Annotated in this window: 22 protein-coding genes and 2 pseudogenes; 14 read left to right on the forward strand and 10 right to left on the reverse strand. The window is 51.0% G+C overall.

Going from position 1 to position 24,113, the window contains the following annotated elements:
- Positions 1-256: 256 nt before the first annotated feature.
- The 4 genes and pseudogenes from I2G69_RS12080 to I2G69_RS12095 all read left to right on the forward strand — a co-directional run.
- On the forward strand, positions 257-475 hold the full coding sequence (locus tag I2G69_RS12080) for a hypothetical protein (RefSeq protein WP_002604486.1): 219 nt from the start codon (positions 257-259) through the stop codon (positions 473-475).
- Between the two features lie 128 nt (positions 476-603).
- Positions 604-1,548, forward strand: coding sequence for a DUF6017 domain-containing protein (locus tag I2G69_RS12085; RefSeq protein ID WP_002604485.1), 945 nt, complete (start codon positions 604-606; stop codon positions 1,546-1,548).
- A gap of 36 nt (positions 1,549-1,584) precedes the next feature.
- Entirely contained in the window at positions 1,585-2,058 is a 474-nt protein-coding gene (locus I2G69_RS12090) for a PcfB family protein (RefSeq protein ID WP_002604484.1), read from the forward strand.
- Positions 2,055-2,795, forward strand: a pseudogene (locus I2G69_RS12095) (type IV secretory system conjugative DNA transfer family protein); the annotation flags it as partial. The gene I2G69_RS12090 and the pseudogene I2G69_RS12095, both read left to right, overlap by 4 nt.
- 385 nt (positions 2,796-3,180) lie before the next feature.
- Here I2G69_RS12095 and I2G69_RS12100 read toward each other — a convergent pair.
- The 9 genes from I2G69_RS12100 to I2G69_RS12140 all read right to left on the reverse strand — a co-directional run bounded on the left by I2G69_RS12100 (position 3,181) and on the right by I2G69_RS12140 (position 10,440).
- Positions 3,181-4,818 (reverse strand): recombinase family protein, encoded by a 1,638-nt coding sequence (locus tag I2G69_RS12100; protein ID WP_087414993.1) that lies wholly within the window; start codon positions 4,816-4,818, stop codon positions 3,181-3,183.
- Between the two features lie 77 nt (positions 4,819-4,895).
- Complete coding sequence (locus tag I2G69_RS12105) at positions 4,896-5,246, reverse strand: hypothetical protein (protein WP_071431030.1); 351 nt, start codon at positions 5,244-5,246, stop codon at positions 4,896-4,898.
- 59 nt (positions 5,247-5,305) lie between these two features.
- The gene (locus tag I2G69_RS12110; RefSeq protein WP_083389894.1) at positions 5,306-6,121 is read right to left on the reverse strand and encodes an SMI1/KNR4 family protein; all 816 of its coding nucleotides are present in this window, start codon (positions 6,119-6,121) and stop codon (positions 5,306-5,308) included.
- Between the two features lie 32 nt (positions 6,122-6,153).
- Positions 6,154-7,626: a MobQ family relaxase gene (gene mobQ, locus I2G69_RS12115; protein ID WP_087414992.1), complete on the reverse strand. Its 1,473-nt coding sequence runs from the start codon at positions 7,624-7,626 to the stop codon at positions 6,154-6,156.
- Positions 7,627-7,917, reverse strand: coding sequence for a DUF3847 domain-containing protein (locus I2G69_RS12120; RefSeq protein WP_087232247.1), 291 nt, complete (start codon positions 7,915-7,917; stop codon positions 7,627-7,629).
- A 333-nt stretch (positions 7,918-8,250) separates the two neighbouring features.
- Complete coding sequence (locus I2G69_RS12125) at positions 8,251-8,730, reverse strand: SMI1/KNR4 family protein (RefSeq protein WP_207740588.1); 480 nt, start codon at positions 8,728-8,730, stop codon at positions 8,251-8,253.
- 44 nt (positions 8,731-8,774) lie between these two features.
- A complete protein-coding gene (locus I2G69_RS12130; RefSeq protein ID WP_087415624.1) occupies positions 8,775-9,050 on the reverse strand; it encodes a hypothetical protein in 276 nt (91 codons plus the stop codon).
- Positions 9,051-9,215: 165 nt separating this feature from the next.
- Positions 9,216-9,431, reverse strand: a complete 216-nt coding sequence (locus tag I2G69_RS12135; RefSeq protein WP_087415625.1) for a helix-turn-helix domain-containing protein — start codon at positions 9,429-9,431, stop codon at positions 9,216-9,218.
- A 67-nt stretch (positions 9,432-9,498) separates the two neighbouring features.
- Positions 9,499-10,440: a hypothetical protein gene (locus tag I2G69_RS12140; protein WP_087415626.1), complete on the reverse strand. Its 942-nt coding sequence runs from the start codon at positions 10,438-10,440 to the stop codon at positions 9,499-9,501.
- Positions 10,441-11,089: 649 nt separating this feature from the next.
- Between I2G69_RS12140 and ltrA the strand changes: the two genes are divergently transcribed.
- From ltrA to I2G69_RS12155, 3 genes and pseudogenes are all read left to right on the forward strand, one after another.
- Entirely contained in the window at positions 11,090-12,997 is a 1,908-nt protein-coding gene (gene ltrA / locus I2G69_RS12145; RefSeq protein WP_087257629.1) for a group II intron reverse transcriptase/maturase, read from the forward strand.
- 135 nt (positions 12,998-13,132) lie between these two features.
- Positions 13,133-13,930: pseudogene (locus I2G69_RS12150) on the forward strand (VirD4-like conjugal transfer protein, CD1115 family); the annotation flags it as partial.
- A 98-nt stretch (positions 13,931-14,028) separates the two neighbouring features.
- Positions 14,029-14,406, forward strand: a complete 378-nt coding sequence (locus tag I2G69_RS12155) for a TnpV protein (protein WP_195560831.1) — start codon at positions 14,029-14,031, stop codon at positions 14,404-14,406.
- Positions 14,407-14,472: 66 nt separating this feature from the next.
- Here the strand turns inward: I2G69_RS12155 and I2G69_RS12160 are convergent, their stop codons facing one another.
- On the reverse strand, positions 14,473-15,318 hold the full coding sequence (locus tag I2G69_RS12160) for a helix-turn-helix domain-containing protein (protein WP_195560832.1): 846 nt from the start codon (positions 15,316-15,318) through the stop codon (positions 14,473-14,475).
- A gap of 353 nt (positions 15,319-15,671) precedes the next feature.
- Between I2G69_RS12160 and I2G69_RS12165 the strand changes: the two genes are divergently transcribed.
- The 7 genes from I2G69_RS12165 (at position 15,672) to I2G69_RS12195 (ending at position 24,085) form a co-directional block, all read left to right on the forward strand.
- On the forward strand, positions 15,672-15,965 hold the full coding sequence (locus I2G69_RS12165; protein WP_195560833.1) for a hypothetical protein: 294 nt from the start codon (positions 15,672-15,674) through the stop codon (positions 15,963-15,965).
- On the forward strand, positions 15,949-16,254 hold the full coding sequence (locus tag I2G69_RS12170; protein WP_195560834.1) for a molecular chaperone: 306 nt from the start codon (positions 15,949-15,951) through the stop codon (positions 16,252-16,254). Before I2G69_RS12165 ends, I2G69_RS12170 begins: the two co-directional genes overlap by 17 nt.
- Before the next feature lie 109 nt (positions 16,255-16,363).
- On the forward strand, positions 16,364-18,775 hold the full coding sequence (locus I2G69_RS12175; RefSeq protein ID WP_207740589.1) for a restriction endonuclease: 2,412 nt from the start codon (positions 16,364-16,366) through the stop codon (positions 18,773-18,775).
- Positions 18,776-19,260: 485 nt separating this feature from the next.
- Complete coding sequence (locus tag I2G69_RS12180; RefSeq protein ID WP_195560835.1) at positions 19,261-20,487, forward strand: serine/arginine repetitive matrix protein 2; 1,227 nt, start codon at positions 19,261-19,263, stop codon at positions 20,485-20,487.
- A gap of 112 nt (positions 20,488-20,599) precedes the next feature.
- On the forward strand, positions 20,600-21,928 hold the full coding sequence (locus I2G69_RS12185) for a virulence-associated E family protein (protein ID WP_195560845.1): 1,329 nt from the start codon (positions 20,600-20,602) through the stop codon (positions 21,926-21,928).
- A 267-nt stretch (positions 21,929-22,195) separates the two neighbouring features.
- Positions 22,196-22,360 (forward strand): hypothetical protein, encoded by a 165-nt coding sequence (locus tag I2G69_RS12190; protein WP_195560836.1) that lies wholly within the window; start codon positions 22,196-22,198, stop codon positions 22,358-22,360.
- A gap of 75 nt (positions 22,361-22,435) precedes the next feature.
- Complete coding sequence (locus I2G69_RS12195; protein ID WP_195560837.1) at positions 22,436-24,085, forward strand: recombinase family protein; 1,650 nt, start codon at positions 22,436-22,438, stop codon at positions 24,083-24,085.
- Positions 24,086-24,113: the final 28 nt, after the last annotated feature.

A 24,113-nucleotide genomic window follows, 5' to 3' on the forward strand; every position in this document is an offset into this window, starting at 1 on the left:
AAACGCTGGGCGTGGGCATAGCCCAGGACGCGATCAGCAACATCGAAGCCGGCCGACGGCTGGTCATGGACTACGAATAATGAGGTGTGATAGCGATAGCGGCAAAAAGCTAATAAAATCAATGGTTTTGCGGACAGCGGATAGACAGGGAATGTGTTAAAAACTGAATACGCACACAAACGGCGTTACCTTAACCCCTTTGGGGGAGAAAGTAACGCCGTTTTTTTATGCCCGCAGGAAAGGAGGTGCAGCCGGAATGTATTTCACAAAGGGCAAGCAGCGGGCGTTTGAATTGCTCATGCAGCAGAAGCCGGGATTTGACCGCTATCAATCCGGTTGTGCCGGAGATGATGAAGATTGCGGCACTTGCCGTTTCTACCGCCCCGGGTGGAAATATGAGTTTTGCGTTTTCAAAGAGTGTCCCTATTGCCCCGGCAAAAGGACGCGGAAAACGCACGCCAGCATGGACAAATAGACGGGCAAAAGCCCTTGTGCCATGCGGCTTTGCAGACGCGAAAACGGCAAAGGGCATATTGCAATACCAAAACAGCCGAAAACGGCTTTCTAATTGTCCACGCATACCAAGAGAGGAAGTGAGGAAATATGGCAGTTTTCAGAGTGGAGCGAAATACGGGATATACCGTTATGAGCAACCACCACTTGCGAAACAAGGAATTGTCCTTAAAGGCAAAGGGCTTGTTGTCGCAAATGCTTTCGCTGCCCGAAGATTGGGATTATACCCTTGCGGGCTTATCCCATATCAACCGGGAGAAGATCGACGCAATCCGCGAAGCGGTAAAGGAACTCGAAAAAGCCGGATATATCGTGCGCAGCCGGGAGCGCGACGAAAAGGGACGCTTGCGGGGCGCAGATTACGTCATATACGAGCAGCCGCAGCCGCGAGAGCCGGAAGCAGCTACCAGCGGCGGACAGCCGCCTATATTGGATTTACCTACATTGGAAAATCCAACATTGGATAATCCAACGTTGGAAAAACCTACGCAGGAAAAACCTACGTTGGAAAATCCAACGCAATTAAATAAAGATATATTAAGTAAAGAACAATCAATTACTGATTTATCAAGTACCGATTCCATTCCTTTCCATTCCCTAAACCCCTTGCCCTTTGCGCATGGCGAAGCGGCTACGCCGCCGGAAAGGAAAAGAACGGAAGCGAAAAGCAATAGCGCAGTAGAGATTTACAGGGAGATTATCAAGGACAATATCGAATACGACCATCTCATTCAAAACTGCAAAATTGACAAAGACCGTTTGGACGAGATTGTTGACCTTATGCTGGAAACCGTCTGCACAGCCCGAAAGACAATCCGTATTGCCGGGGACGACTACCCCGCCGAATTGGTGAAATCCAAGTTTTTGAAGCTGAACAGCAGCCATATTGAGTTTGTTTTGGATTGCATGAGGGAGAACACAACCAAAGTGCGCAACATCAAGCAGTATCTAAAAGCGGTGCTGTTCAACGCGCCGAGTACCATTGACAGCTACTATACCGCCCTTGTCAATCACGACTTATACGGCGGCGAATGAGCATAGCCGCACTTTACCGGGAAAGGAGTTGATACCTTGCAGGAGGAAGTAACCCAAAAAACGATTGCCCTATACGTCAAAGTGGGAAAAGGCGCGGCGCGGCTTACCGAACAGGCGTTACAGAAAGCAATCCAAAAGTTTTTGGAGCAGAAAAGCAAACCCGCGCATGGGAAACAGACCATGCGGCAGCTTATGAAGCAGAACGCGGGTGTTTCCAACATCGAGATCACCGACAGCAATATTAAAGCCTTTGAGAGTACGGCGAAGAAATACAACATAGATTTTTCGCTAAAAAAGGTTAAGGGCGAGCAGACCCGTTACCTTGTGTTTTTCAAAGGCCGGGACGCGGACGTTATGACCGCAGCGTTTCAAGAGTTTTCCGCAAAGAAGCTGAACCGGGAGAAAAAGCCCTCTATCCGCAAAGCCCTTGCCGCTGCAAAGGACAAGGCGAAGCAGCTTAACGCCGCCCGCGACAAGGTAAAGAAAATGGACAGGGGGCGCGAGATATGAAGCAGATCAACTACAAAAAGCTGATACTTCCGAATATCCCCTATGTGTTCTTTGTCTATCTCTTTGATAAAGTCGGACAGGCGGTGCGGCTTGCCCCCGGCGCGGATATTTCTGCAAAGATACTGAATATCACACAAGGATTTTCCGCAGCCTTTGAAAACGCCTTGCCGAGCGTTTACCCGTTGGATTTGCTTGTCGGCATTGTCGGTGCGGTGATTATCCGCTTGATAGTCTATGTCAAAGGGAAAAACGCGAAGAAATACCGCAAGGGCGCGGAGTACGGCTCTGCCCGATGGGGAAACGCCGAAGATATAAAGCCCTACATAGACCCGGATTTCCAAAACAACATCATTTTGACGCAGACGGAACGGCTTACCATGAACAGCCGCCCGAAGCAGCCGAAGTACGCGAGAAATAAGAACGTCGTCGTGATCGGCGGCAGCGGCAGCGGAAAAACAAGATTTTTTGTCAAACCTAATCTAATGCAGCTTCATTCCTCTTACGTCTTAACCGACCCGAAAGGTACGGTTTTGATTGAGTGCGGGAAGCTGCTGCAACGGGCGGGCTACCGCATTAAGGTACTGAATACGATTAACTTCAAAAAATCTATGCACTACAACCCCTTTGTGTATATCCGCAGCGAGAAAGATATTTTGAAGCTGGTAAATACGTTGATAGCGAATACCAAAGGTGAGGGAGAAAAAAGCGCGGAGGATTTTTGGGTAAGTGCGACTCGTTCGCAGGCGGTAAAAAGTCTGCGCACGGGCAACGGTTTTCCGTTGTTCGGAGAACTGATAGTTTGATAGGTGGAATGACGGGGTAACGCCCTGAAACGCCTACCCTTGATGGGCGTGCATTAGCTGTAATGGCTTTTGTACGAAGCCCCATGACAAAGGCTGAGAGTAACCGTAACCACTGCCAAAAGTGGTCGAAAGCGGTCTGGCGGCAGACTGTGTTACCTATAGGCCGAGGGTCTATAAGATACCTATGGTTAGAATGTTCGCTTTGGCGGGCGGACTGACGAACCTGCGAATGTACAGGTCTAAAAGAAGACCACGCAGAAAGCCGGGGTGCCATAAGAAAGTAATTGTGTTTTAGAGGGAATGGCATGGCCTTTCGGGGTCATGCCGTTTCCTCTTTCATCAGTTCATTCAGCGGGATAAAGCCCACAAGGTCATAAACGATGCGGATATTCTGCCGCCGCTTGCCACTGCTCTTGTCCGGGGCCTCAATGTAGATGGCCTTCACCAGCTCCCGCAGCGCGTAGGGGGTCAGCTCCCGCTCACCGGCGTACTTGTGTACCCGCTGAATAAACTGCTCTAAATTTTCAAGCTGTCGTTCCTGTACTTCGATTTCCTTCTCTAAGGTCTGCGCCTCCGCTTGCAGAGCCGCCTGCTCGTCCTCATAGGCCGCGCTCATGGTGGCATACCGCTGGTCGCTCACCTTACCGCTCACATTGTCCTCGTAAAGCCGCATGAACAGCCGGTCAAGCTCCGCCAGCCGCTTCTCGTCCTGCGCCAGCTTCTTCCGCCGTACCCGGATGGCCTCGCCGGTGGACAGCTTCAGGCGTTCCTCCATCACCGCCCGGAAGTGGGCCTCGTAGCGGCTCACATAGGAGATCACCGCCTCCATGTGCCGCCATACCAATTCCTCCAGCACCACCGCCCGGATGAAGTGGGCCGAACAGCTCCCGGTGTTGCTCCGGTAGTTGGCGCATACAAAGTGGTCTTGCCGCCTCTCAAAATAATTCGTGGTGCAGTAACGCATTTTCGCCCCGCAGTCGGCGCAGTAGACAAGGCCGGAGAATATACTGCTCTTGCCGGTTTTCGTCCGCCGGTGCCGCTGCTGGCGTATCTCCTGCACCTTGTCAAAGACTTCTGCCTCGATGATGGCCGGGTGGGTGTTGTAGAAGATGGCCTGCCTGTCCTCCGGGCTGTGCCGCTGCTTCTTGTCCCAGATAGAGTTGGTGTAGGTCTTGAAATTGACGGTGCAGCCCGTGTACTCCCGCCGCTCCAAAATGTGGACAACGGTGTTTGTATTCCAGTGGTACGGGTCGGCCCCCTCCTTGTTGGGGGTCTTGCGGCCCTGCCGCTGCTTGTAGGCCGTGGGGGTGAGTACCCTCGCTTCCGTCAGCGCCCTGGCGATCTGCATCGGCCCCCGCCCCTCCATGCAGAGGGTGAAGATACGCTTGACCACCTGTGCCGCTTCCTCGTCCACAAGCCAGCCCTTCGGGGTGTCGGGGTCTTTCTTGTAGCCGTAGGGGATATTCGTTGTCAGCGGCTCCCCGCGCTCCCCCTTGGCCTTGTTCACCGCCCGGATCTTCCGGCTGGTGTCCCGCGCGTAAAACTCGTTGAACCAGTTTTTGATTCCGGCAAAGTCGTTGTCCACGCTGTTAGGGTCGATGGTGTCGTAGTTGTCGTTGATGGCGATAAACCGCACGCCATACTTGGCAAAGGTGATGTTGGTGTACATCCCCGTCAGGGCGGAATTGCGGCCAAACCGGGACAGGTCTTTGACGATACACACGGCCACATGGCCGGCCTCGATCTCGTCCAGCATTTTCTGAAAGCCGGGCCGCTGGAAGCTCGTCCCGCTGTAACCGTCATCCACGAAAAACACGGGGTTGGGGAAGCGGTGATCCCTCGCGTACTGCTCCAAAATGCGCTTTTGATTCGATATGGAATTACTCTCGCCCTCGTTGGCGTCCTCCTGTGACAAGCGGCAGTAAAGTGCTGTGATTTTATCAGTTGCCCGTAACATTTCTGTTTCCTCCTTTATGGGGGCAACTGTCCGTACAGGATCGGGTGCCTTTATTATATCAGCTTTTGGGGCGTTTGTCATGCCTGTCCCTCCATTTCTCCGGCGTTTTGCTCCATAATGCGCTTTAATTTTCTGTCCAGCGTTTCCGTCCCCTCATAGCTGCCTGTGACGGAGTAAACGGTGCCGCCGATCTCCCGCTGCAAGGTAAGCTCCGGCAGCCAGAAGGCGGAAAGGTTTTTGACGCGGATATGGCCCTCCGCGTCAAACCAGAAGCGGCGGGGCTGGCCCTCCGGGGCAGGCTCCGGCTTGGCGTAGGGGTCGGGGTTGGAGAAGCGGTATTCGTCCGGGGCGGCGGCCTCCTGTTCGGCATAGGCCCGGATTTCCTCTAATTCCTCCGGGGTAAATTCCTTGTGTTCCTTGTTGTTCATGGTCTGCGCTCCTTTCATTTTTTGCATGAGAAAGGCGCGGCCTGCTGGCCGTGCCTAATTTACCCTTGCATTCCAAGTACAATCCATTCATCGACAATATCCCAAAAGTTTATATCATATTCGGGCTGTCGATTGCTAAACCACAATGTTGCCTTACAACTATCACAATCAGACAAATCCACTGCAACATATCCGCCCATTCCAGAACCAAATATTCCAAAAGTAGTTGGCAGGTAAATTTTCAATGGCTGTTTCAAATCATCAAGAATACCCCATTCTTCATCATCAAATACAACGATATCATTGGATTCTAACAATCCCATTCCTCCGCTTGCATAGTAAAAGAAGCCGTTATGAAGTTCTTGATAAAACTTGACAATGCTGCTTGGAAGGTTGTCCAATTTAGATTGTAGTTTACTGGGGAAGTGTGTGGTATTGCAATTTCCACCCTCATAATATAACACTTTTTTATTAGACGAGAGTATACTATATAAAATAGAGTATTTTCCTTGATATTTAATTAGATTTACATCAAGTAAATTTTCTTCTAAATACAGAATAGTATTTCTTAACTCATTTGCAAACAAGGCTTTCCAGCACTTGATTGTTACAGCAATCCTTTCCTCTTTTTTGTTTATACAGAAAATTTTCTTCCATGACTCCGGGATTTCTATGATATTTTCAACTTTAGATGAGATTAACTCTACATCTCTATGGTATTTTTTTAGATAAGACAATTTGTCCTCAAATGTCTTATCATTCTTGCTATCTTTTAGTTTATCAAAAATTCCCATGTAAACGCCCCTCTCCATTTCCTGCCCCACCTTTGGGACACTTTGTCCCAGCAGGGGCGGCCCGTCAAAAATCAATTCCATTGTACCATCCCCGGCGGGAAATGGGAAGTCCCTTACCGCTCCATATCCCTGTCCCGGCGCAGGGTGTGGGCCTGCTCCTGCCGCCGCCGGGCGGCGTCCACGGTGGATTTCACTTGGTACAGCTTCATCAAATCCTCCCGGATGGGCCTGTACTTGGCGTAGTCCTCTTGATACGCCTGTTGCAGCTTCCCCCGCTCTGCCCGCCACTTGGACAGGGGCAGCTTGCCCTCCGGGGTGAAGTGGGGTTCCAGCTTGCGGCGGGCCATATAAAACTGCCGCAGCTCCCCCTCATGGGCGGCCTTGAATTTCTCCCGCTGGCCTTTGCGGTGGATGGCGTTGAGCTGGGTGTGGATGGGTTTCAGTTCCCGGAAGCGTTCCGCCTGTTCCAGCAGGCCGTCCAGTTCCCTCATGCGGGTCTGCCTGCTGTCCATGCTTGCCTTTAGTTCCTCAATCCGCTCGTTGTGGGAAATGACGCGGGCCTCCAAATCCTCCACGGTGTAGAGCTTCTGCCCGGTCAGGTAGTTCACGGTGTCGGCAAACTTTTGGAGATTGCCCACCTTGCCCTTATTGCTCCACGCGCCCGCGTTCCGCGTGCCGTAGTAGGCGGATAACAGGTCGGCAAGGGTGGGGGCCTGGGGCTGGGAAAGTTCCTCCCGCACCTCCTTGAGCCAGCCGAACAGGGCCTTGATTTTCTGCTTCAAGTCTTTCAAGAGTGCGTTGGTGGCCTTGATCCAGCGGTTGAGTTCCCCCTTGTCGGTGGCGATCCCCCGCGCCTCCATCTGGCGCACCGCTGGCCCCTCATGGACGGTGGGCAATAGGTCTAAACCTTGCCGCAGATAGGAGCGGTGGTCGATCCGGCAGGGCAGGCCCTTCTCGGCAAACTTGGCGTTGCACATCTTGGCCCATGCCTCCCGCCACGCTTCCAGCGTTTCCGGGCGGCCCCAGTCGGTGGTGGGCACCGCGTCAAAGAGGGGCTTGCCTTTCTCGTCCAAAATGCGGTTCCCGTCCCCGTCCAGCCGGTAGACGCGCCGCTGCTTATAGCCCCATTTGCCGCTTTCCAGAATGGGCCGGATGGGGCAGAGGACATGGAAGTGGGGGTTGGGGATGCCCCCGTCCTCCTTGTCGGGCTGGTGTACGGCGAAGTCCACCACCATGCCCCGGCTGACAAACTGCTCCAACAAAAACTGCCTTGCAAGGGCGATGTTTTCTTCCAGCGAAAACTCGTTCTGCAAGGCAATATCGAAGCTGTACGCAAGCTGAGCGTCCTTGCCGCACTCGGCGGCTTCCAGCGCGTTCCACAGGGTCTGCCGGTCTTGGTAGGCGGGCGGGGCCTGCGGGGGCAGGAGAATGTGGGAGCAGATCACGCCGCCCTTGTGGGTGTAGTCGCTGTACTCGCCGTAGCGTTCACTGTAAAGCCGCTCCCCGGCGCGGTAGGCGGCGGACGCGATGGCAGACTGTCCGGCGCTGCGCTGCACCTGCGTGACCGTCAAATGAAACAGGGCCATTTACTCGCCCTCCCGCTGGGCGGCGGCCTGGACAGCGGCCCGCACCTCCGGCATGGAGAAAATCTGCTCGGCAAGGGAATAGAAGCCCTGCTCGGACATGGGCTTGACCTCCGGGGCCACGCTCTCCACGGCGGCCCCTCTGGTAATCAGGCGGTGGGCGCGTTTCTGCCGCTCCCCCTTCTCATAGTATTTCTTCCGCTGCTCCAACCGCTGTACCCGGTGCTGGTACTGTTGCAGCTTGGCCTCGTTCTCGGCGTACTCCTGCCGGAGCTGTTCCAACTCTTTGCTCATGGTCGTTGACCTCCTTCAACTGAAAAATGGGTGAAAAAATGACCGTCCTCCGGGGTGTTCCCGGTGAGCGGCCAGGGTGTCGGTGTTCGGTTATCAGGCCCTCGGAAGGGGGACAGACGCCGGGGCGGGTGTCCCCCTTCCGGGGGCGGGCGGGGTAAGCGGCGTAAGCCGCGCAAGGGGCGCAGCCCCTTGGACGGAGCGTAGCGACGCAAAAACGGCAGATTGCTCCATCTGGCAATCCGCCGTTCCGCCTCGCAGAGCGCACAAATACATGGCCGTCAGGCCATGTATAGAAGTGCGCCCTTAGTTCCTAAAGGGTTTTCAGTTACATCCTCATAGTGCTGTTATAACATCAATTCCGATTCCATTGACGAGAAAATCTGTGAGTGTGTCTGCTATTTTATACGCATATTCAAAACCTAAGCTGCCTGCTTCCACAAAATATACGCCAAATCCATCGTTGCCAAATCCATAAAAATAAACCATATCGCCTAAATCATCACCAATAAACCAAACCTTACTGATAAAGTCTTCTTTCATAGGATGTGCAAACTCATTTTGCATACCTAAGGCCCTGTTTGCTGACCAAAGACAAATAGGTATGCTTCCAATATCTTCATCATCGCTTTCAATTTCAAATTCTATACTGCCAATATTTCCAGTACCAGAAATACAACTTAAAAATTCATAATAATCAGCAGGTAGTTGTATCGGTGCCTTTTCAACAATTTGTTTAATTATTTCTTTTCCACCCGGATATACTTCATCTTTATCAAACTTTAATTGTTTATTGATGTTGTCAATAATGCTCACTCACTTACCTTCTTTCAAGTGCAAGACTATTTCTTAGGCTGCTTTCAAAAATGTTCCCTCGCAAACTTCCTCGCCGCCTCCCGGCGTTCCGCGCTGTATGGCGCGGTCAGTCGGAAACAGAAGCGGCCCTTGTCGATCTCAAAGGTCTTGCAGCCCCAGCCGTCGTCGTCCACCTCCTGACAATGCTCCGGCCAGCGGCGGGCGTAGGCTCCCAGCCGGTTCTTCAAGTCCGTGTTGTGGGTGCTGACGGTGATCCGGGGGCCTTGCTCGTCAAACTCAATTATAGTCGTTTTCTGGCTTTTCTTCAATCCTGTTTTCATGTCCTCCGCTCCTTTCCCTTAATTTTTGCCCCGTCACGCGAGAGGGGCCTTTTTCGCCTCTTTTTCCCGGCTCTTGACTTGGGAAAAACGGCGTTTTCGCGTTCAAAATGGCCCAGACGGGTCACAGTCCGTTCCGGGCCGCTGTTATCGCCTGATTTTCGTTTTTTACGGCTCTTGACCGGGATTGCCGCCCCTGTTGGTGTGGCGGTGCAGATAGGCGATCAAGTCCTGCTTCATCACCAGCTTGCGCCCGCCGATTTTCAGCGTGGGAAAGTCCGGCGCGTTCATCAGGTTGTAGGCCCCGGCTCTGGACAGGTGGAGCGCGGCGGCCAGCTCCCGCACATTCATCACATCGGGAAACGCTGCAAAAAGTTCCGGCATTTGTCCTCCTTTCCGGCCCGTGAAAAAGCGGCGGCCCCCGTCCCCGGCGGCTGCCGCTCCATGCGCCTTATTTGCTGTCGTGCCTGTCTAAATACTGCTGATATTCGGACAGTACAAAGTCCTCGTATGCCCCCGCGATCTTGGCGATCCGCTTGTGTACCGCGCTGGCGGTCTTGTAGCCCACCCTGTCCGCGATCTCCTGCTCGGTATAGCCCTCCATGCGGAGCTTCAATATCTCCTTGTCGGTGTCGCTGATATGCTCCGCCGCGAAGGTGTCAATCTGCATTTGGGACAGGACGGAGTTCTCAAAGTCCGCCCGCGGGTCTGCCACCTGGGAAAGCTCGCCGCCGCTCTCCATCAGTTCCTCTAACGAGATGGCCTTGCCGGAGCGGTCGTGGTGCCATTTCCGCAAAAAGTCCTTCTTGACGGTGCTGCCCCGGCTGTCGTAGTCCTCCACCGCCCGGTTCTCCCACATCGCGTCAATGACTGGCTGCCAGTTCTGCTCCGCGATCACCATGTCGGTCAGGTTCCCCACAAGGTTGCTGAATTGCTGGTAGGTCAGCCACGGCACCTCCATCCCCGGCGGCATATTGTACAGGCTCTGGAAGGAAAGGCCGTTTTGCTCAAACTTCATACGGAGATAGGGGATGATGGCGTAGGACAGCCGCCACAGGGGGGAGTGGCCCGCGTATTGCTCCCGGTCGCCGGGAATGTCCCGGTAGTTCCCTCTGCGGTCTTTTACCTGAAAGAATTGCCACGCCGTCCAGGAATAGCAGTCCCACACCAGCAGCTTAAACATATCGTGCCGGATGATGGGGTCGTATTTGTCCGTCCGAAGCACCTCATAGGGGCTGCGGGGCAGGGTAAGGGCGGGCTTCCATTTCCCCGCCAGCTCCACCGGCAGGCTGTAAAACAGGGTCAGCCACGATTTATCATCGTCCTGCGGTATCTCGATGATCTCTCCGGGCAGCACCACAAGGAAACCTTTGGGGCCGTTTTGCTGTGCCATGCGCGTCACCTCCGTTTCTGGCCCTCTATTCTATATGGCTTGGGAAGGGCCGGATTGTTCCAATGTTTCCAAACTTTTTTCAGATTTTTTGAAAAATTCCCGGATGGGAAAGGAATGGATGGGTTTACTACGATTATAGCGGAAAAGTGGAAATAAGTCCATTGTGTTTGAAACAGGCAAAAAGAGAAGCGGCACATGGATTTTTGTCCATGTGCCGCTTGCCCCCGCTCCTGCCGGACAGCCGCCATAATTTAGTTGTTCACTGTCTTATGGACTACCGGCTAAATGCGTGGGTGCGTTAAAGCGCAGTCGGTGTGGTTCAGTAGAAATTTGCCCTACGAACGACCATGCTGTGTTACAGGCACAGGCAAGCCGACAGGTCTATAGCAGGAACCTAAGGGTATGTATGTACAGATAGAACTATCGGAACGAGGAAAGGCAGCAGATTCCGCAAGGAATAGTTTGACGAAGAACAATAAGCAGACGAACTGCTGCTGAAAAGCAGTGGTCGAACCTATGATGTGCTTGCGTTATGTGAGCTACGGAGGAATGGCCACAAGTCGGTTGAGATAAACAGGCATTATTCAATCCAACATAAGGATTCGAGTAAGACCAAAAGGGTCACTTTCGTAAAAGGAGGTGATGCCTTATGCCAAAGAAAAGCAAAAATCTATGTGTAGATGATTTACGTCACGCCGAGTATTACGGTATGCAGCCAGTTTTTGACGAACTCTACCGTCGAAGTCTGGATGGAGACAACTTTACCGACCTCATGGATATAATCCTAAGCCGGGATAACATTCTTTTGGCATATCGGAACATCAAAGCAAACGGAGGAAGCTACACAGCAGGAACAGACAACAAAAACATTAGTGACATCGGGTGTTTACCGCCCGAAACAGTTGTGGAGAAAGTGAGGTTTATTGTCACAGGAAGTCATCACGGATACCGACCAAAACCGGTCAGGCGTAAAGACATTCCGAAGCCAAACGGCAAGACCCGCCCGTTGGGTATTCCTTGTATCTGGGACAGGCTGGTACAGCAATGTATCAAGCAGGTCATGGAGCCTATCTGCGAAGCGAAATTCAGCGACAATAGCTACGGCTTTCGCCCGAACCGCTCCGTAGAACACGCCATGCAGAGAACCTATACCATGCTCCAGCGAATGAATCTGCATTATGTGATTGAGTTTGATATAAAGGGCTTTTTCGATAATGTAAATCACAGTAAGCTGGTGCGGCAGATATGGGCTTTGGGAATACACGACAAACAGTTGATTTTTATTATCAAGCGGATTCTGAAAGCACCGATTAGAATGCCAGACGGCACTACCCTCATTCCAGACAAAGGCACACCGCAAGGTGGTATCATTTCACCGCTACTTGCGAATATCGTGCTGAATGAACTGGATAACTGGGTAGAGAGCCAATGGCAGAACCACCCTCTTGTAAAGGAATACGGGTATGAGAGGAAAATCAGAAACTCGATTACTTTTGACCGGAGCAAGGCATTTCTCAAAATGAGGAAAACGGGACTGAAAGAAATGTACATCGTGAGATATGCAGATGATTTCAGAATCTTCTGTCGGAATAAAGAGGACGCCTTGAGAACAAAAGAAGCTGTAACAGCGTGGATAACTGAGAGGCTAAGGCTTGAAGTATCGCCGGAGAAAACAAGGATAGTCAATGTCAGAAAACGCTATTCAGAGTTTCTCGGATTCAAGATACGGGTCAGACCAAAAAGCGGTAGGTACGCTGTGCAATCTCATATCTGTGACAAAAAGTTGGAACTGGAAAAGCAAAAGCTGGTGGAACAAGCGAAGCGGATTGCCAGACCGTCCAAAGGAAAAAGACCTTTAGACGAGATAAGGCTGTTCAATTCAATGGTTCTGGGAATACAGAATTATTTTCAGCTTGCTACCTGTATCAGTATTGATTGCAGAAAAATCCACAGGCAGGTCATGACAGTTTTAACAAATCGGCTCAATACAGAAACCGGGTGCAAACTTGTTCGAGAAGGCGGTGCAATGACCGAGAGCGAAAAGGAGCGGTTCGGTAAGTCGGCAATGGTGCGGTATGTATCAGGAATCGACCAACCTATCTACCCTATCGCATATATCAAGAACAAGATACCGATGGCAAAGAAAACAGCGGTATGCAGTTACACGGCCGACGGACGGACATTGATACACACAAACCTAAGCCTGAACTCATTTGTTCTGGCGGGTTTGAGAAATCAACCGTCTATGGGTCGAAGCACAGAACTCACAGACAGCAGGATTTCATTATTCTCTGCTCAACGTGGAAAATGTGCGCTAAGTGGAGAACTCTTTGAAAATGCGGCTGACATCGTATGCTGGCTGAAAACTCCGGCAGAATTTGGCGGCAGGGAACGCTATCAAAACATGATTTTGTTCCACAGGAGATTCCTTCCGCTTCTGCAAAGACGCCCGATGAATGAGCTGAAAGCGATAGCTGATGCTCTCAAAACAACAAAGGAACTGATGTTAAAAGTGAACAGTCTGCGTGAGCGGGCTGGTTTGTCCGCAATAGAATAATAGTATTTCATTTGGAGATTGATTAAATGCTTGTGAAAACAATCGATGGAACGCCGGATGCGGTGAAAGTCGCACGTCCGGTGTGAAGTGGGGGAAAATCCGGCGATAACTTCAAAGGATTACCTATCACTATAGGCAGAACGGCTTTTGTATTGCGCGTTGGTGGGCTACATCTGGTACGAAGCCCCCGCCGAGGAAATGAACTTTATTACCCTGTTGGAACTTATCAACGCCAGCGAAGCCCGCGAGGACGACGAGGAATATCAAAGCCCCGTCGATTTGCTGTTTGCCGACTTGGAAGAACGCGACCCCGACCATTTCGCGGTGAAGCAGTACCGAAAATATAAATTGGCGGCGGGCAAAACCGCAAAATCAATCCTCATTTCTTGCGGTGCGAGGCTCGCTCCTTTTGATATAAAGGAATTGCGCGATCTTATGTCCTACGACGAATTAGAACTTGACACGTTAGGCGACAGAAAAACAGCTTTGTTTTTGATTATGAGCGATACGGACAGCACGTTTAATTTTGTTATCGCTATGCTGCAATCGCAGTTATTTAATCTCTTGTGCGACAAGGCCGACGACGAATACGGCGGCAAGCTGCCGGTTCATGTTCGCTGCCTGTTAGACGAGTTTGCAAACATTGGACAAATCCCGCAGTTTGAAAAATTGATTGCCACAATCCGCAGCCGGGAAATCTCGGCTTCTATCATTCTGCAATCGCAGAGCCAGCTAAAAGCCATTTACAAGGACGCGGCAGAAATCATACTTGACAATGCCGACAGCACCTTGTTTTTGGGAGGGCGCGGGAAAAATGCAAAGGATATTTCGGAGAACTTGGGACGTGAAACAATCGACAGTTTCAACACTTCCGAAAATCGCGGCACGCAGGTTTCTCATGGCCTCAATTATCAGAAATTGGGAAAGGATATGCCATACTTGTTGATGAAGAGTTCAGCTGCCTTGAATTTGACATGAACAGGGACACGATCAGCTGGATTCGGAGAAAAATCGAATACAGGAGGTCGCTTATGGAACACTTGCCGAAGAAAACTTGTCAAAACGGCATCAGCTATACGCTGGTCGGTGACTATTACATTCCAGACTTGCAGTTACCGGAAGAAAACCGCCCCATTGGGGTTTGGGGGCGGATGCACAAAGCCTATCTGGAGTTGTACCACCCAGCCCGGTATAATGACCTGATTTTGTCTGGCAAACTATGGACATATCTGGTAGATCTGAATGAGCAGGCACAGAACCGGCTGGATTATATCATTATCCAGATGAAAGAAGCCGAAGGAGTCACGGAGGAACTGAAAGCTCGTGATCAGATGGCATGGGTTAGAGCAATGAATAGTATTCACAATCGGGCAGAAGAAATTGTCCGAGCAGAAATTATCTATTGTTGAGAAGAATAACATATTTCATGGTACCCCCAACAAAGGGCATCCTGCTCTGGATGCCCTTTAAGAAAATTATTTACGCCTTTTCTTTTTGCCATAATATGGCTGTGATTTTGACTTTCCCCTCATATTATTGGGGTTCTTCATCAGCTTGGATAGGCTCAGTATCCGCATAAATGCTGAGAAATCCTCGGATGCAATCTTGTCAAAGGGAATCTGCATCTGGTCACAAAACTCATGAATCACCCGTTCCTCATTACTGCCCAGCTGCATGGCACGGTCAAATTTTTCTTTAACCTCTGTAAAAGTTGGCTGGGGATCAGCGGTGGTGCGGTCGGTAATATGGGCTTGACGAATATCTTTAACGATACTGTCCAGATCATCATGAATTGTGTGGCTGAAAAAGTCGCTCTCCTGCACCTGCCCCAGCTCCAGAGTGCGGACATAGAGGTCGTTTTCCCCCGGTGCATGGCTGCGGATCACTTCCTGCCGGGTAGCTTCCAGCACCAGATTCATCTGGGCAATCCGCATATCAGCGATCCGGTCAACGAAAATCTCAATATCCGTCATCAGCCGCCGAAAATTCTCATGTGTGGCAATCTCACACAGCAGGCGGTTGTTGATTTTTCCACTGCTCAATAATGTAACCATATCATCACTCAAATGCAGGGCCTGAAGCTCTGTGTTTGGGTGATTTTTGTTTTCCGACAACCCCATCAGGTAATCGGTGGACACTCCGTAAAATTCCGCCAGCGTAGCGATGGCAAATGGGCTGATGTCCTTATAATCGTCGCTTTCATATTTGCTGAGCGCAGATTTGGAAAGCCCCGTCTGCTCAGCCAGTTGCTCCAGCGTCAGGTGCTTATCTACTACTCGTAAGTCTTTTAACCGCTCCGGGATAGACAGCTTTGTGTGCATCTACAATCCCCCTCTCGTCAGGAAAATCCTGCCGTTTTTAACCATTATACCATGATTCCATAAGCGTGGAAATATGCTGATTTCAAGCCGTTTTCCATCGTTTTGGACATACGGGAGGGGGCCTATTTTTTCGGTAAAATGAGTTTTGTCAGGAGACAAAGAACCTTGAAAATTGAATGACCGGTCTGCGTGGGATATGCTCCCTGGGGATGTAGCGCCAAGACTTCCGGCATCTGACCGGAACGAGCGTACCAACGGGAGCGATACGCTGCTGTGAGATCCAGCAGAGGAACGACACCAGAATAGCCCGGCAACTCACACAATAGAACATCATTTTTTAGGAGGTCGATTTTATGAAGTTAAGTATGAAGGAAAAGAAAGTGCTGTATGCCTTTGCCTGTCCCAACCACCACAACACGGTGACACGGCTGAAATGGCTGACTGCCCTAACCGTTGACCCGCAGGCCAAACACCGGATGCTGGAGCTGGCCCGGAAGATGGAAACGGAGATGGAAGAACGCTGGTACACTGGCTTTTATCATCAGCTCCGTGCGGAGATGGACGAGTATTGCAGCGCCAGGCGCCGCCTGCGTTTGGTAAAGGAAAACACCGACTATGAGGAGGATCTGTATGACGAAGCTGTCTAAGTATGAGAAAGAAACCATCATCAACTGGAACGAAGCAGAAAACACCGCCAGCATTTACACGTTCAATGCCGATCTGAAGCGCAGACTGGCAGAGTTCAGCCGAAAGTATCCCCAGCTGTGCCGGTTGGAGCGTAGCACCACCGAGGGCAGTGTAACCTATGTGATGGACAAGTCCCGGCTGTCTGTCCGCCTTGTCCCGCCGTACAGCGAAGAACGGTTGGCAGCTGCCAGAGAGTACGCTAAAAAACATGGTTTTCAGGTTTTGCGTACAGAAAAGGAAAGCGCCTGATTACAGGGCAAATGACTGCAAAATGCCGGGTCTGCACCCGGCATTTTCACAGTCTGTTTATTCAGGGGTATCAAGTATCCAGTACCCTAAGTTTTTGTGGAACTGCAAAATGCGCTTTGGTAAGACCTTTGCGTCCTATCAGCTGGCAAAACGAATGGAATTCAAGCGGATTCTGATTCTGACCTTCAAGCCAGCTGTGGTCAGCGCATGGCAGGAGGACTTGAACAGCCACATTGATTTTGAGGGCTGGCAGTTTATCAGCCGCAACACAGAACTGACCTATGAAACAGCGGACAAGTCCCGTCCCATCGTCTGCTTTGGCTCTTTTCAGGACTATCTGGGAGTAAATAAGGAAACCGGCGGCATCAAGGCAAAAAACGAGTGGGTACATTCCACCAACTGGGATTTGGTTATCTTTGATGAGTACCACTTCGGAGCATGGAAAGAAAACGCCAAAAAGCTGTTTGAGCAGGAGGACGAGGACAGCTACGACAGCGAGGATATGGATAAGTATGATCGTGGCAACGCCTACGATGAAACTTTCCTGCCCATCACAACCATGTATTATTTGTATCTGTCCGGTACGCCATTTCGGGCGCTGAATTCCGGTGAGTTCATCGAGGATCAGATTTACAACTGGACGTACTCAGATGAACAGCGGGCAAAGGAAAACTGGCAGGGTGACGGAAATCCCTATGCAGCACTGCCCCGTATGGTGATGATGACTTACCGCATCCCGGACAGTATCCGTCAGATCGCCATGCAGGGAGAGTTCAACGAGTTTGACCTGAATGTCTTTTTCTCTGCCAAAGGCAAAGGTGCGGAGGCTCGCTTTGTCTATGAAAATGAGGTGCAGAAGTGGCTGGATCTGATTCGGGGTGCTTATCTGGAAACCAGTGTGGATGATTTGAAACTGGGTGCCAAGAAACCAGCCATGCCGTATGCCGATGTGCGCCTGCTGAATGTGTTGCAGCATACACTCTGGTTCCTGCCCAATGTGGCATCCTGCTATGCGATGAAAAATCTGCTGATGCAGAAACAGAATACTTTCTATCATGATTACACCATCAATGTCTGTGCAGGTACAGGAGCCGGAATTGGTGCAGCAGCTTTGGAGCCAGTGCAAAAATCCATGCGTGACCCGTTGGAAAGCAAGACGATCACCCTCTCCTGCGGCAAGCTGACAACGGGTGTTACAGTCAAGCCGTGGACAGGTATTTTTATGCTACGGAATCTGTCCAGCCCGGAAACCTATTTTCAGGCAGCGTTCCGGGTGCAGAGTCCATGGGAGATCACGACCGATGGCGGCAAAAAGGAAATTGTCAAGCAGGAATGTTATGTGTTTGACTTTGCTCTTGACCGGGCACTCAAGCAGATTTCCGATTACAGTTGCCGTCTGAACATTGACGAAGGAAATCCGGAAAAGAAGGTGGCGGAGTTTATCAATTTTCTGCCGGTCATTGCCTATGATGGCAGCACCATGCGGCAGATTGATGCAGGCGAGGTTCTGGACATTGCTATGGCAGGCACATCAGCCACCTTGCTTGCCAAACGCTGGGAAAGTGCGCTGCTTGTCAATGTGGACAACGATACTCTTTCCCGTTTGATGGCAAATCCGGCAGCGATGGATGCTCTGATGAAAATTGAGGGCTTCCGTAGTCTGAACGAGGATATAAAGACCATTATCAACAAGTCCGAAGCCGTAAAAAAGGCAAAGAAAGAGGGTACAGAAAAACTCACACCAAAAGAGAAAAAGGAGCTGAGCGAGGAAGAAAAAGAGTATAAATCCAAACGCAAACAGATTCAGGAGAAGCTGATTAAGTTCGCCACCCGCATTCCGGTTTTCATGTATCTGACCGATTACCGGGAACGATGCCTCAAGGATGTTATCACACAGCTGGAGCCGGGGCTTTTTAAGAAAGTAACGGGTCTGGATGTCAAAGATTTTGAGTTGTTGGTATCTCTCGGTGTGTTCAATGATTCGTTGATGAATGATGCCGTCTATAAGTTTAAAAGATACGAAGATGCCAGCCTGAGCTATACCGGCATTAACCGGCATGAAGGCGAGAACCGTGGCGGTTGGGATACTGTTATCACGGATGCTGACTATAACAGTATGTTCGCTTTGCAACAGGCTTCGATGGAAGCGCCGATTCCTTCGGCGGATGATTTGCCGGAAAAACCGTTTCTGGATTTTGCGGAAGCTGTCAGGGATATGGATCAACCTGAAAAGGACAAGCAGCATTCACCGAAGATTGCAGAAAGACCGGCTGCATATGGGCAGCATTTGGAAAAGCCACGCTATACCCCACCAGCACCAAAACCAGCAGAACCTGCACCACAAAAGCAGGTGGATTTGTCCTGTGTTGTGGTTGGTGGTCAGCTTCGGCATAAAGCATTCGGCGTGGGAACGGTCAAAGAAATCCAAGGTGGCTTGATTGTTGTAGGGTTTGGAGGGACGGAGAAAAAATTCCAGTTCCCCGGTGCGTTGCTGCAAGGCTTCCTGAGTTTGCCGGAATGATTCCACTACAGCAGTACAGGATAAAACTTATTAAAAGAACCGATGTGTTTTTCGTTAAAGAGAAATACATCGGTTTTCTTTTTGAAGAAAGCGACTAAGGAGCCTTCTTCAAGAACCGGAAAAGCTGACTGGCTATGGCTTGGTCAGTCAGCTTCTCCGGGCAGGAGTACAGAGGGCGGCAAGCCCTTTGTGCTGGGTACAGGGGTGGCAGCGCACTGCTGGGGTCAAGGGGTGCGGGTCGCCAGTGGCGACCTTTGCGGCAAAGCCGCAAAAGCACCGACCGAGGCGACAGCCGAGACCAAAGCCCATTGGCGGGTTGAGGGCAGCCAGCCCCATCGGGTCAAGGGTGAAACGCCTTGCCCAGGGAGAGTTGATGCCTTGCGTCAATTCGTACTGGGTATTACCTGACGCAGAAATCCGCAGGTTTGGCGGCTTCGCCGCTGCTCCCCTTCGGGAAAAATCAACGGAGAATGGAGGGATGAAAATTGAAACTGACACGGCACAACGGACGCTCCGGCAAGCATGGCGCCTATAATCCTCGGCACAATGACCGCCGGTTTGATGTGGAGAACAGCGAACACATTGATGCCCAGCGAGCCAAGAAAAATGTGTACTGGGACTGCTACCGTGGCTTCACTACCCCGGAACTTCGGGAGAACCCGGAACAGCCGGATTTCAGCTTTGAAGAAATTGAGCGGATGTATTACTACGAGCATTACTCTGACCATGTGGATGCCCAGAACGCCCGGAACGAGAAAACCCGGCACACCGAGCGCAACCGCACGGTGGAAGATCTTTTGAAAAACAACAAGACTTGCCCGGAGGAAAGTATCTACCAGATTGGCACCATGGAAGAATCCGTTCCACCGGGTACTCTGGCACTCATTGTCAGCGAATTTTACGAGGAGTTTGAACGGCGCTTTGGTTCCCATATCCACATTCTGGACTGGGCGCTGCATCTGGATGAGGGTACGCCCCACATCCACGAGCGCCATGTGTTTGACTGCAAAAACCGGTATGGGGAGCTGTGTCCCCAGCAGGAAAAGGCACTGGAAGAACTGGGATTTGAATTGCCTGATCCGAGTAAACCCAAGGGCAAACACAACAACCGCAAGCAGACCTTTGATGCAGTATGCCGGACGCTGCTCTTTGACATCAGCCGCAAACATGGGGTGCATCTGGAGCAGGAGCCGTCCTATGGTGGGCGAGCGTATCTGGAGAAGCAGGACTATATCCTGATGAAGCAAAAGGAGCAGCTGGCCGCCCAGGAACAGAAGCTGGAGGAGCTGACCCTGAAAATTGAGGATGTAGAAACGCTGGTGGAGGAAGTTTCGGATATTGCCTATGACAAGGCGGTGGAGGTTGTCACCGATACTGTCCGGCAGGAAACCCACAGGGAGGATCTTCGGCTGGTGGAGGAAACGAAAAACTGGGTTCTCTCGCCGGAACGGAAAGCGCCGCAAAAAGAGCGTGAGTATGCCGCCGCCCGATTGGATGGGGTGATTTCAAAAATCAAAAACGCCATGCAGTCTGCCCTGTCAAAAATCCAGAAGAAGCTGATGCAGCCGGAAGTCAAGCAAGCTGGTAAACAGCAGATTCAGGAAAAGGCCAAGGAATCCATTCTTGCTTTCCTGAAAAAAGCCAAGCAGGACAGCGCACAGAGAGAATCTAACCGGAAAAAGCAGCAGGAAAAACAGGATATGGAGCTTTAAAGCATTTGATTTTGCGAATAAATCAGATACTTTTCCTTTGAGGAGGTGAGAAACATTGAACAGCGAATCGCAGAGTTTCGTGCCTGCTACTCGGCAGGCTGAAAGTGAGGACTTGACCGTTGATGAGGTGCGGGAAAATCTCTCCGTCACTGAGAAAGGACAACCGGCCAACACCATTGGAAATTGCCGCACAGTGTTTTGCCAAGACCCGCTTTTGCGGGGCGCAATCCGGCTGAATCTGCTGACCGACCGTGTGGACATTGTGCGGGATCTGGGCTGGCGTAGAAGCACCAGCGCCTTGACCGATACCGATGTCAAATATCTGCTCCTTTACTTTGAGCAGAACTATGGCCTGACCAACGAAAAGAAGCTGATGGCAGCGCTCTCCATCGTGGCAAACGAAAACTGCTATCACCCCATTCAGGATGTGCTGAACAGTCTGGTGTGGGACGGCAAGCCCCGGATACGCTCCTGTCTGCATCACTTTTTAGGGGCTGACGAGAGCGACTATGTGGAAGAAATGCTCAAGCACTTCCTGCTGGGAGCCATCCGCCGGGTGTTCCATCCCGGTTCTAAGTATGAGGAGCTGCTCTGTCTGGTGGGCGGTCAGGGAGCTGGAAAGTCCACCTTCTTTCGCTTTCTGGCGATACAGGATGAGTGGTTCTCCGATGACCTGAAAAAGCTGGACGATGATAAGGTGTTTGCCAAGCTGCAAGGCCACTGGATCATCGAGATGTCGGAGATGCTGGCCACCAGTAACGCCAAGAGCATCGAGGAGATCCGCTCCTTTATCAGCCGCCAAAAGGAAACCTACCGCACCCCCTATGAGACACAGCCCAAAGACCGTCTGCGACAGTGTGTGTTCGGCGGTTCCTCCAACACGCTGGACTTTCTCCCTCTTGATCGAGCCGGAAACCGGCGGTTCCTACCAGTGATGATTTACCCGGAGAAGGCGGAGGTTCACATTCTGGAGGATGAAACTGTTTCCAAAAAATATCTGTTGCAGGTGTGGGCCGAGGCTATGACCATTTACCGTAGCGGCGAGTATTCCATGAAATTTTCAAAAGAGATTCAGAAGCAGCTGGTGGAGGTTCAGAAAGACTTTATGCCGGAGGATACCGAGGCCGGGCAGATTCAGGGCTTTCTGGAACACTACACCGGCAATGTGGTCTGCTCCAAGCAGCTGTTCAAGGAAGCGTTGGGACACGCCTTTGAGGAGCCGAAGCGTTGGCAGCTGCACAACATCAACGAGATCATGAACACGGTGGTGACCGGCTGGAAGCCTTTTTCTAACCCCCGGATGTTTGCGGGCTATGGGCGGCAGCGTGGCTGGGAACGGGAGATTTCCGGCAACGAACTGCCCGACAACGAAGGTGGATTTGTGGAGCTGAGCGAGGAAGAAGTCCGTCAGCTGGAGCTGCCAAAGGAGTGGATCGCCTGATTTACAGGGCTTGTTGCCGGATTGGTTGTCGGCTGGTTGCCGACTTTGTTGCCGCAAAAATGGGGGTGTAGACACGATAAATGCCCGTAAAGCAAGGATTTTTGAGGAGTATCGGTTCTCTGACAACGAAAGCAACGAGATTTCACAAGAAAATTTGAAAAGTAAGAAACGATGGCCAGACGATAGGTTACAGGTTTTTCGGAGTCCGTTGCCGGACTTCGTTGCCGATGCTCATTGTCTGGCTTTTCTGATCTATGGAGGTAGCCTATGGAGAAAAACCAAAAGCAAGAAAACAAGCAGGTCAAAAAAGTAAAGTTTATTGTGGTACGGGAGTTTTCCGGTGATAAAACCATGCAGGAAGCCTTTGAACAGCTCATTGAACGGCAAACCTGCGAACACTTTGAAGAATGGCTGGAACGCAAGGCAAGCTGAGGGATTCGGTTGAAGAAAAAACAGGGACATGATATAATATACATATCGTGTCCCTGTTCATAGAAGGAGATTGCTATGAGCAGGAAAAAACAAGTCAATCAGAAAATCACAGCCCTCTATTGCCGTATTTCTCTGGACGATGGCGGCGATAACGAGAGTATGAGTATCAGCAATCAAAAAATCATGCTTCGGGACTTTGCCGAGAAAAACGGGATGTTCCAGTATGAGTATTATGTGGACGATGGTTACACAGGCCGCAATTTCAATCGTCCAGCTTTTCAGCGGATGATTGCTGATATTGAGGCCGGTAAAATCGGTTGTGTCATTACCAAAGACCTGTCCAGACTGGGAAGAAATTATATAGAAGCCGGCAGCTATATTGAAATCTTCTTCCCTAAACACAATGTCCGCTATATCGCCATTACGGATGGCGTGGATAGTTTGACCCGTCAGGAAATGGACATCACGCCCTTCAAGAATATCCTGAACGATATGTATAGCCGGGATATTTCCAAGAAGGTGCTGGCGGGGCGTATGACCCGTTCCCGACAGGGAAAGTTCTGTGGTGGACAGCCTCCCTTGGGGCTAATGCGTGACCCGGAGGATCGGGGGCATTTGATCCTTGACCCGGAGACTGCGCCGGTGATTCGCAAAATCTATGACCTGGCACTGGATGGCTGGGGCTGTATGCGGATTGCCAAGCAGCTGATGGAGGATAAGGTTCCCATCACCAGAGTAAAAGGAAATACCGCCTGCGATGTCAACTACTATGCTTGGGGCGGCGCAAGAATCAGCCATATCCTGCGTAACCCTTTTTATAAGGGCGCTCATCTGGTTTGCCGGACACACCAGAAAGGGATTCGCTCCAACACCTATGACATCATTCCCCGTGAGGACTGGGAAATCATTGAGGATTGTCATGAAGCGATTGTGACACCGGAGGAATGGGAACAGGTACAGGCAATCGTGGATCGCAGGCCACCGATCATGAAAGGCAATGCCTGCCCCTTCTACAACTTGTTCCACGGTATTATCTACTGTGCCACCTGTGGGAAATCCATGCAGGTGCGGTATGAAAAGGTCGGCAGAACTGGCAAAAACCGCTTTACCGGCGAGATGCGGGAACCGATTGACAAGGCGTATTATATCTGCCAGACCTACAACCGGTTGGGCAAAAATGCCTGCACCAGTCACAAAATCGAAGCCAGGGATTTATATAATCTCGTCCTGAAAGATATTCAGGAACTGGCAGCGATGGCACTCAAAGATGCCGATGCCTTTTATCAGCGGTTGAGCAGACGGATGGAGCGCCGATATATGGCGGATGCTTCCGAGATGCAGAAAGAGCGTGAACGCCTGGAAGCCAGAAACCGAGAAATTGACGATATGTTCCTGAGTCTTTACACTGACAAGGCCAAAGGCGTGCTCTCTGAGCAGCGTTTTATGAAGCTGACTTCCACTATGGAACAGGAGCAGGAAGAAAATCAGCGCCGGCTGCAGGAATTGATGCGAATGCTTCAGCAGTCCGATGCTCAGGAAAATGAAGTCCGCACCTTTATCCGGGAAATTCGGCAGTATGCCACCATTCAGGAACTGGATGAAACGGTGTTAAACCGCCTGATCAGCCGGATTCTGGTGGGTGAGGTCAAGAAAATTGATGGGCAAAAGACGCAGGAAGTTAGGATTGTTTATAATTTTGTAGGGGAAATAACTGGATATAATTAAAGTCTATTTATGTTTAATTGGTAGTAAA

The sequence above is a fragment of the Anaeromassilibacillus sp. D41t1_190614_C2 genome (assembly GCF_015558525.1).
Lineage (GTDB): Bacteria > Bacillota > Clostridia > Oscillospirales > Acutalibacteraceae > Anaeromassilibacillus > Anaeromassilibacillus stercoravium.

Coding starts and splice junctions, on each gene's coding strand:
- I2G69_RS12080 (WP_002604486.1), top strand. CDS start 257: ATGTATTTCACAAAGGGCAAGCAGCGGGCGTTTGAATTGCTCATGCAG.
- I2G69_RS12085 (WP_002604485.1), top strand. CDS start 604: ATGGCAGTTTTCAGAGTGGAGCGAAATACGGGATATACCGTTATGAGC.
- I2G69_RS12100 (WP_087414993.1), bottom strand. CDS start 4,818: ATGTTACGGGCAACTGATAAAATCACAGCACTTTACTGCCGCTTGTCA.
- I2G69_RS12105 (WP_071431030.1), bottom strand. CDS start 5,246: ATGAACAACAAGGAACACAAGGAATTTACCCCGGAGGAATTAGAGGAA.
- I2G69_RS12110 (WP_083389894.1), bottom strand. CDS start 6,121: ATGGAATTGATTTTTGACGGGCCGCCCCTGCTGGGACAAAGTGTCCCA.
- mobQ (WP_087414992.1), bottom strand. CDS start 7,626: ATGGCCCTGTTTCATTTGACGGTCACGCAGGTGCAGCGCAGCGCCGGA.
- I2G69_RS12120 (WP_087232247.1), bottom strand. CDS start 7,917: ATGAGCAAAGAGTTGGAACAGCTCCGGCAGGAGTACGCCGAGAACGAG.
- I2G69_RS12130 (WP_087415624.1), bottom strand. CDS start 9,050: ATGAAAACAGGATTGAAGAAAAGCCAGAAAACGACTATAATTGAGTTT.
- I2G69_RS12135 (WP_087415625.1), bottom strand. CDS start 9,431: ATGCCGGAACTTTTTGCAGCGTTTCCCGATGTGATGAATGTGCGGGAG.
- I2G69_RS12140 (WP_087415626.1), bottom strand. CDS start 10,440: ATGGCACAGCAAAACGGCCCCAAAGGTTTCCTTGTGGTGCTGCCCGGA.
- ltrA (WP_087257629.1), top strand. CDS start 11,090: ATGCCAAAGAAAAGCAAAAATCTATGTGTAGATGATTTACGTCACGCC.
- I2G69_RS12155 (WP_195560831.1), top strand. CDS start 14,029: ATGGAACACTTGCCGAAGAAAACTTGTCAAAACGGCATCAGCTATACG.
- I2G69_RS12160 (WP_195560832.1), bottom strand. CDS start 15,318: ATGCACACAAAGCTGTCTATCCCGGAGCGGTTAAAAGACTTACGAGTA.
- I2G69_RS12165 (WP_195560833.1), top strand. CDS start 15,672: ATGAAGTTAAGTATGAAGGAAAAGAAAGTGCTGTATGCCTTTGCCTGT.
- I2G69_RS12170 (WP_195560834.1), top strand. CDS start 15,949: ATGACGAAGCTGTCTAAGTATGAGAAAGAAACCATCATCAACTGGAAC.
- I2G69_RS12175 (WP_207740589.1), top strand. CDS start 16,364: ATGCGCTTTGGTAAGACCTTTGCGTCCTATCAGCTGGCAAAACGAATG.
- I2G69_RS12190 (WP_195560836.1), top strand. CDS start 22,196: ATGGAGAAAAACCAAAAGCAAGAAAACAAGCAGGTCAAAAAAGTAAAG.
- I2G69_RS12195 (WP_195560837.1), top strand. CDS start 22,436: ATGAGCAGGAAAAAACAAGTCAATCAGAAAATCACAGCCCTCTATTGC.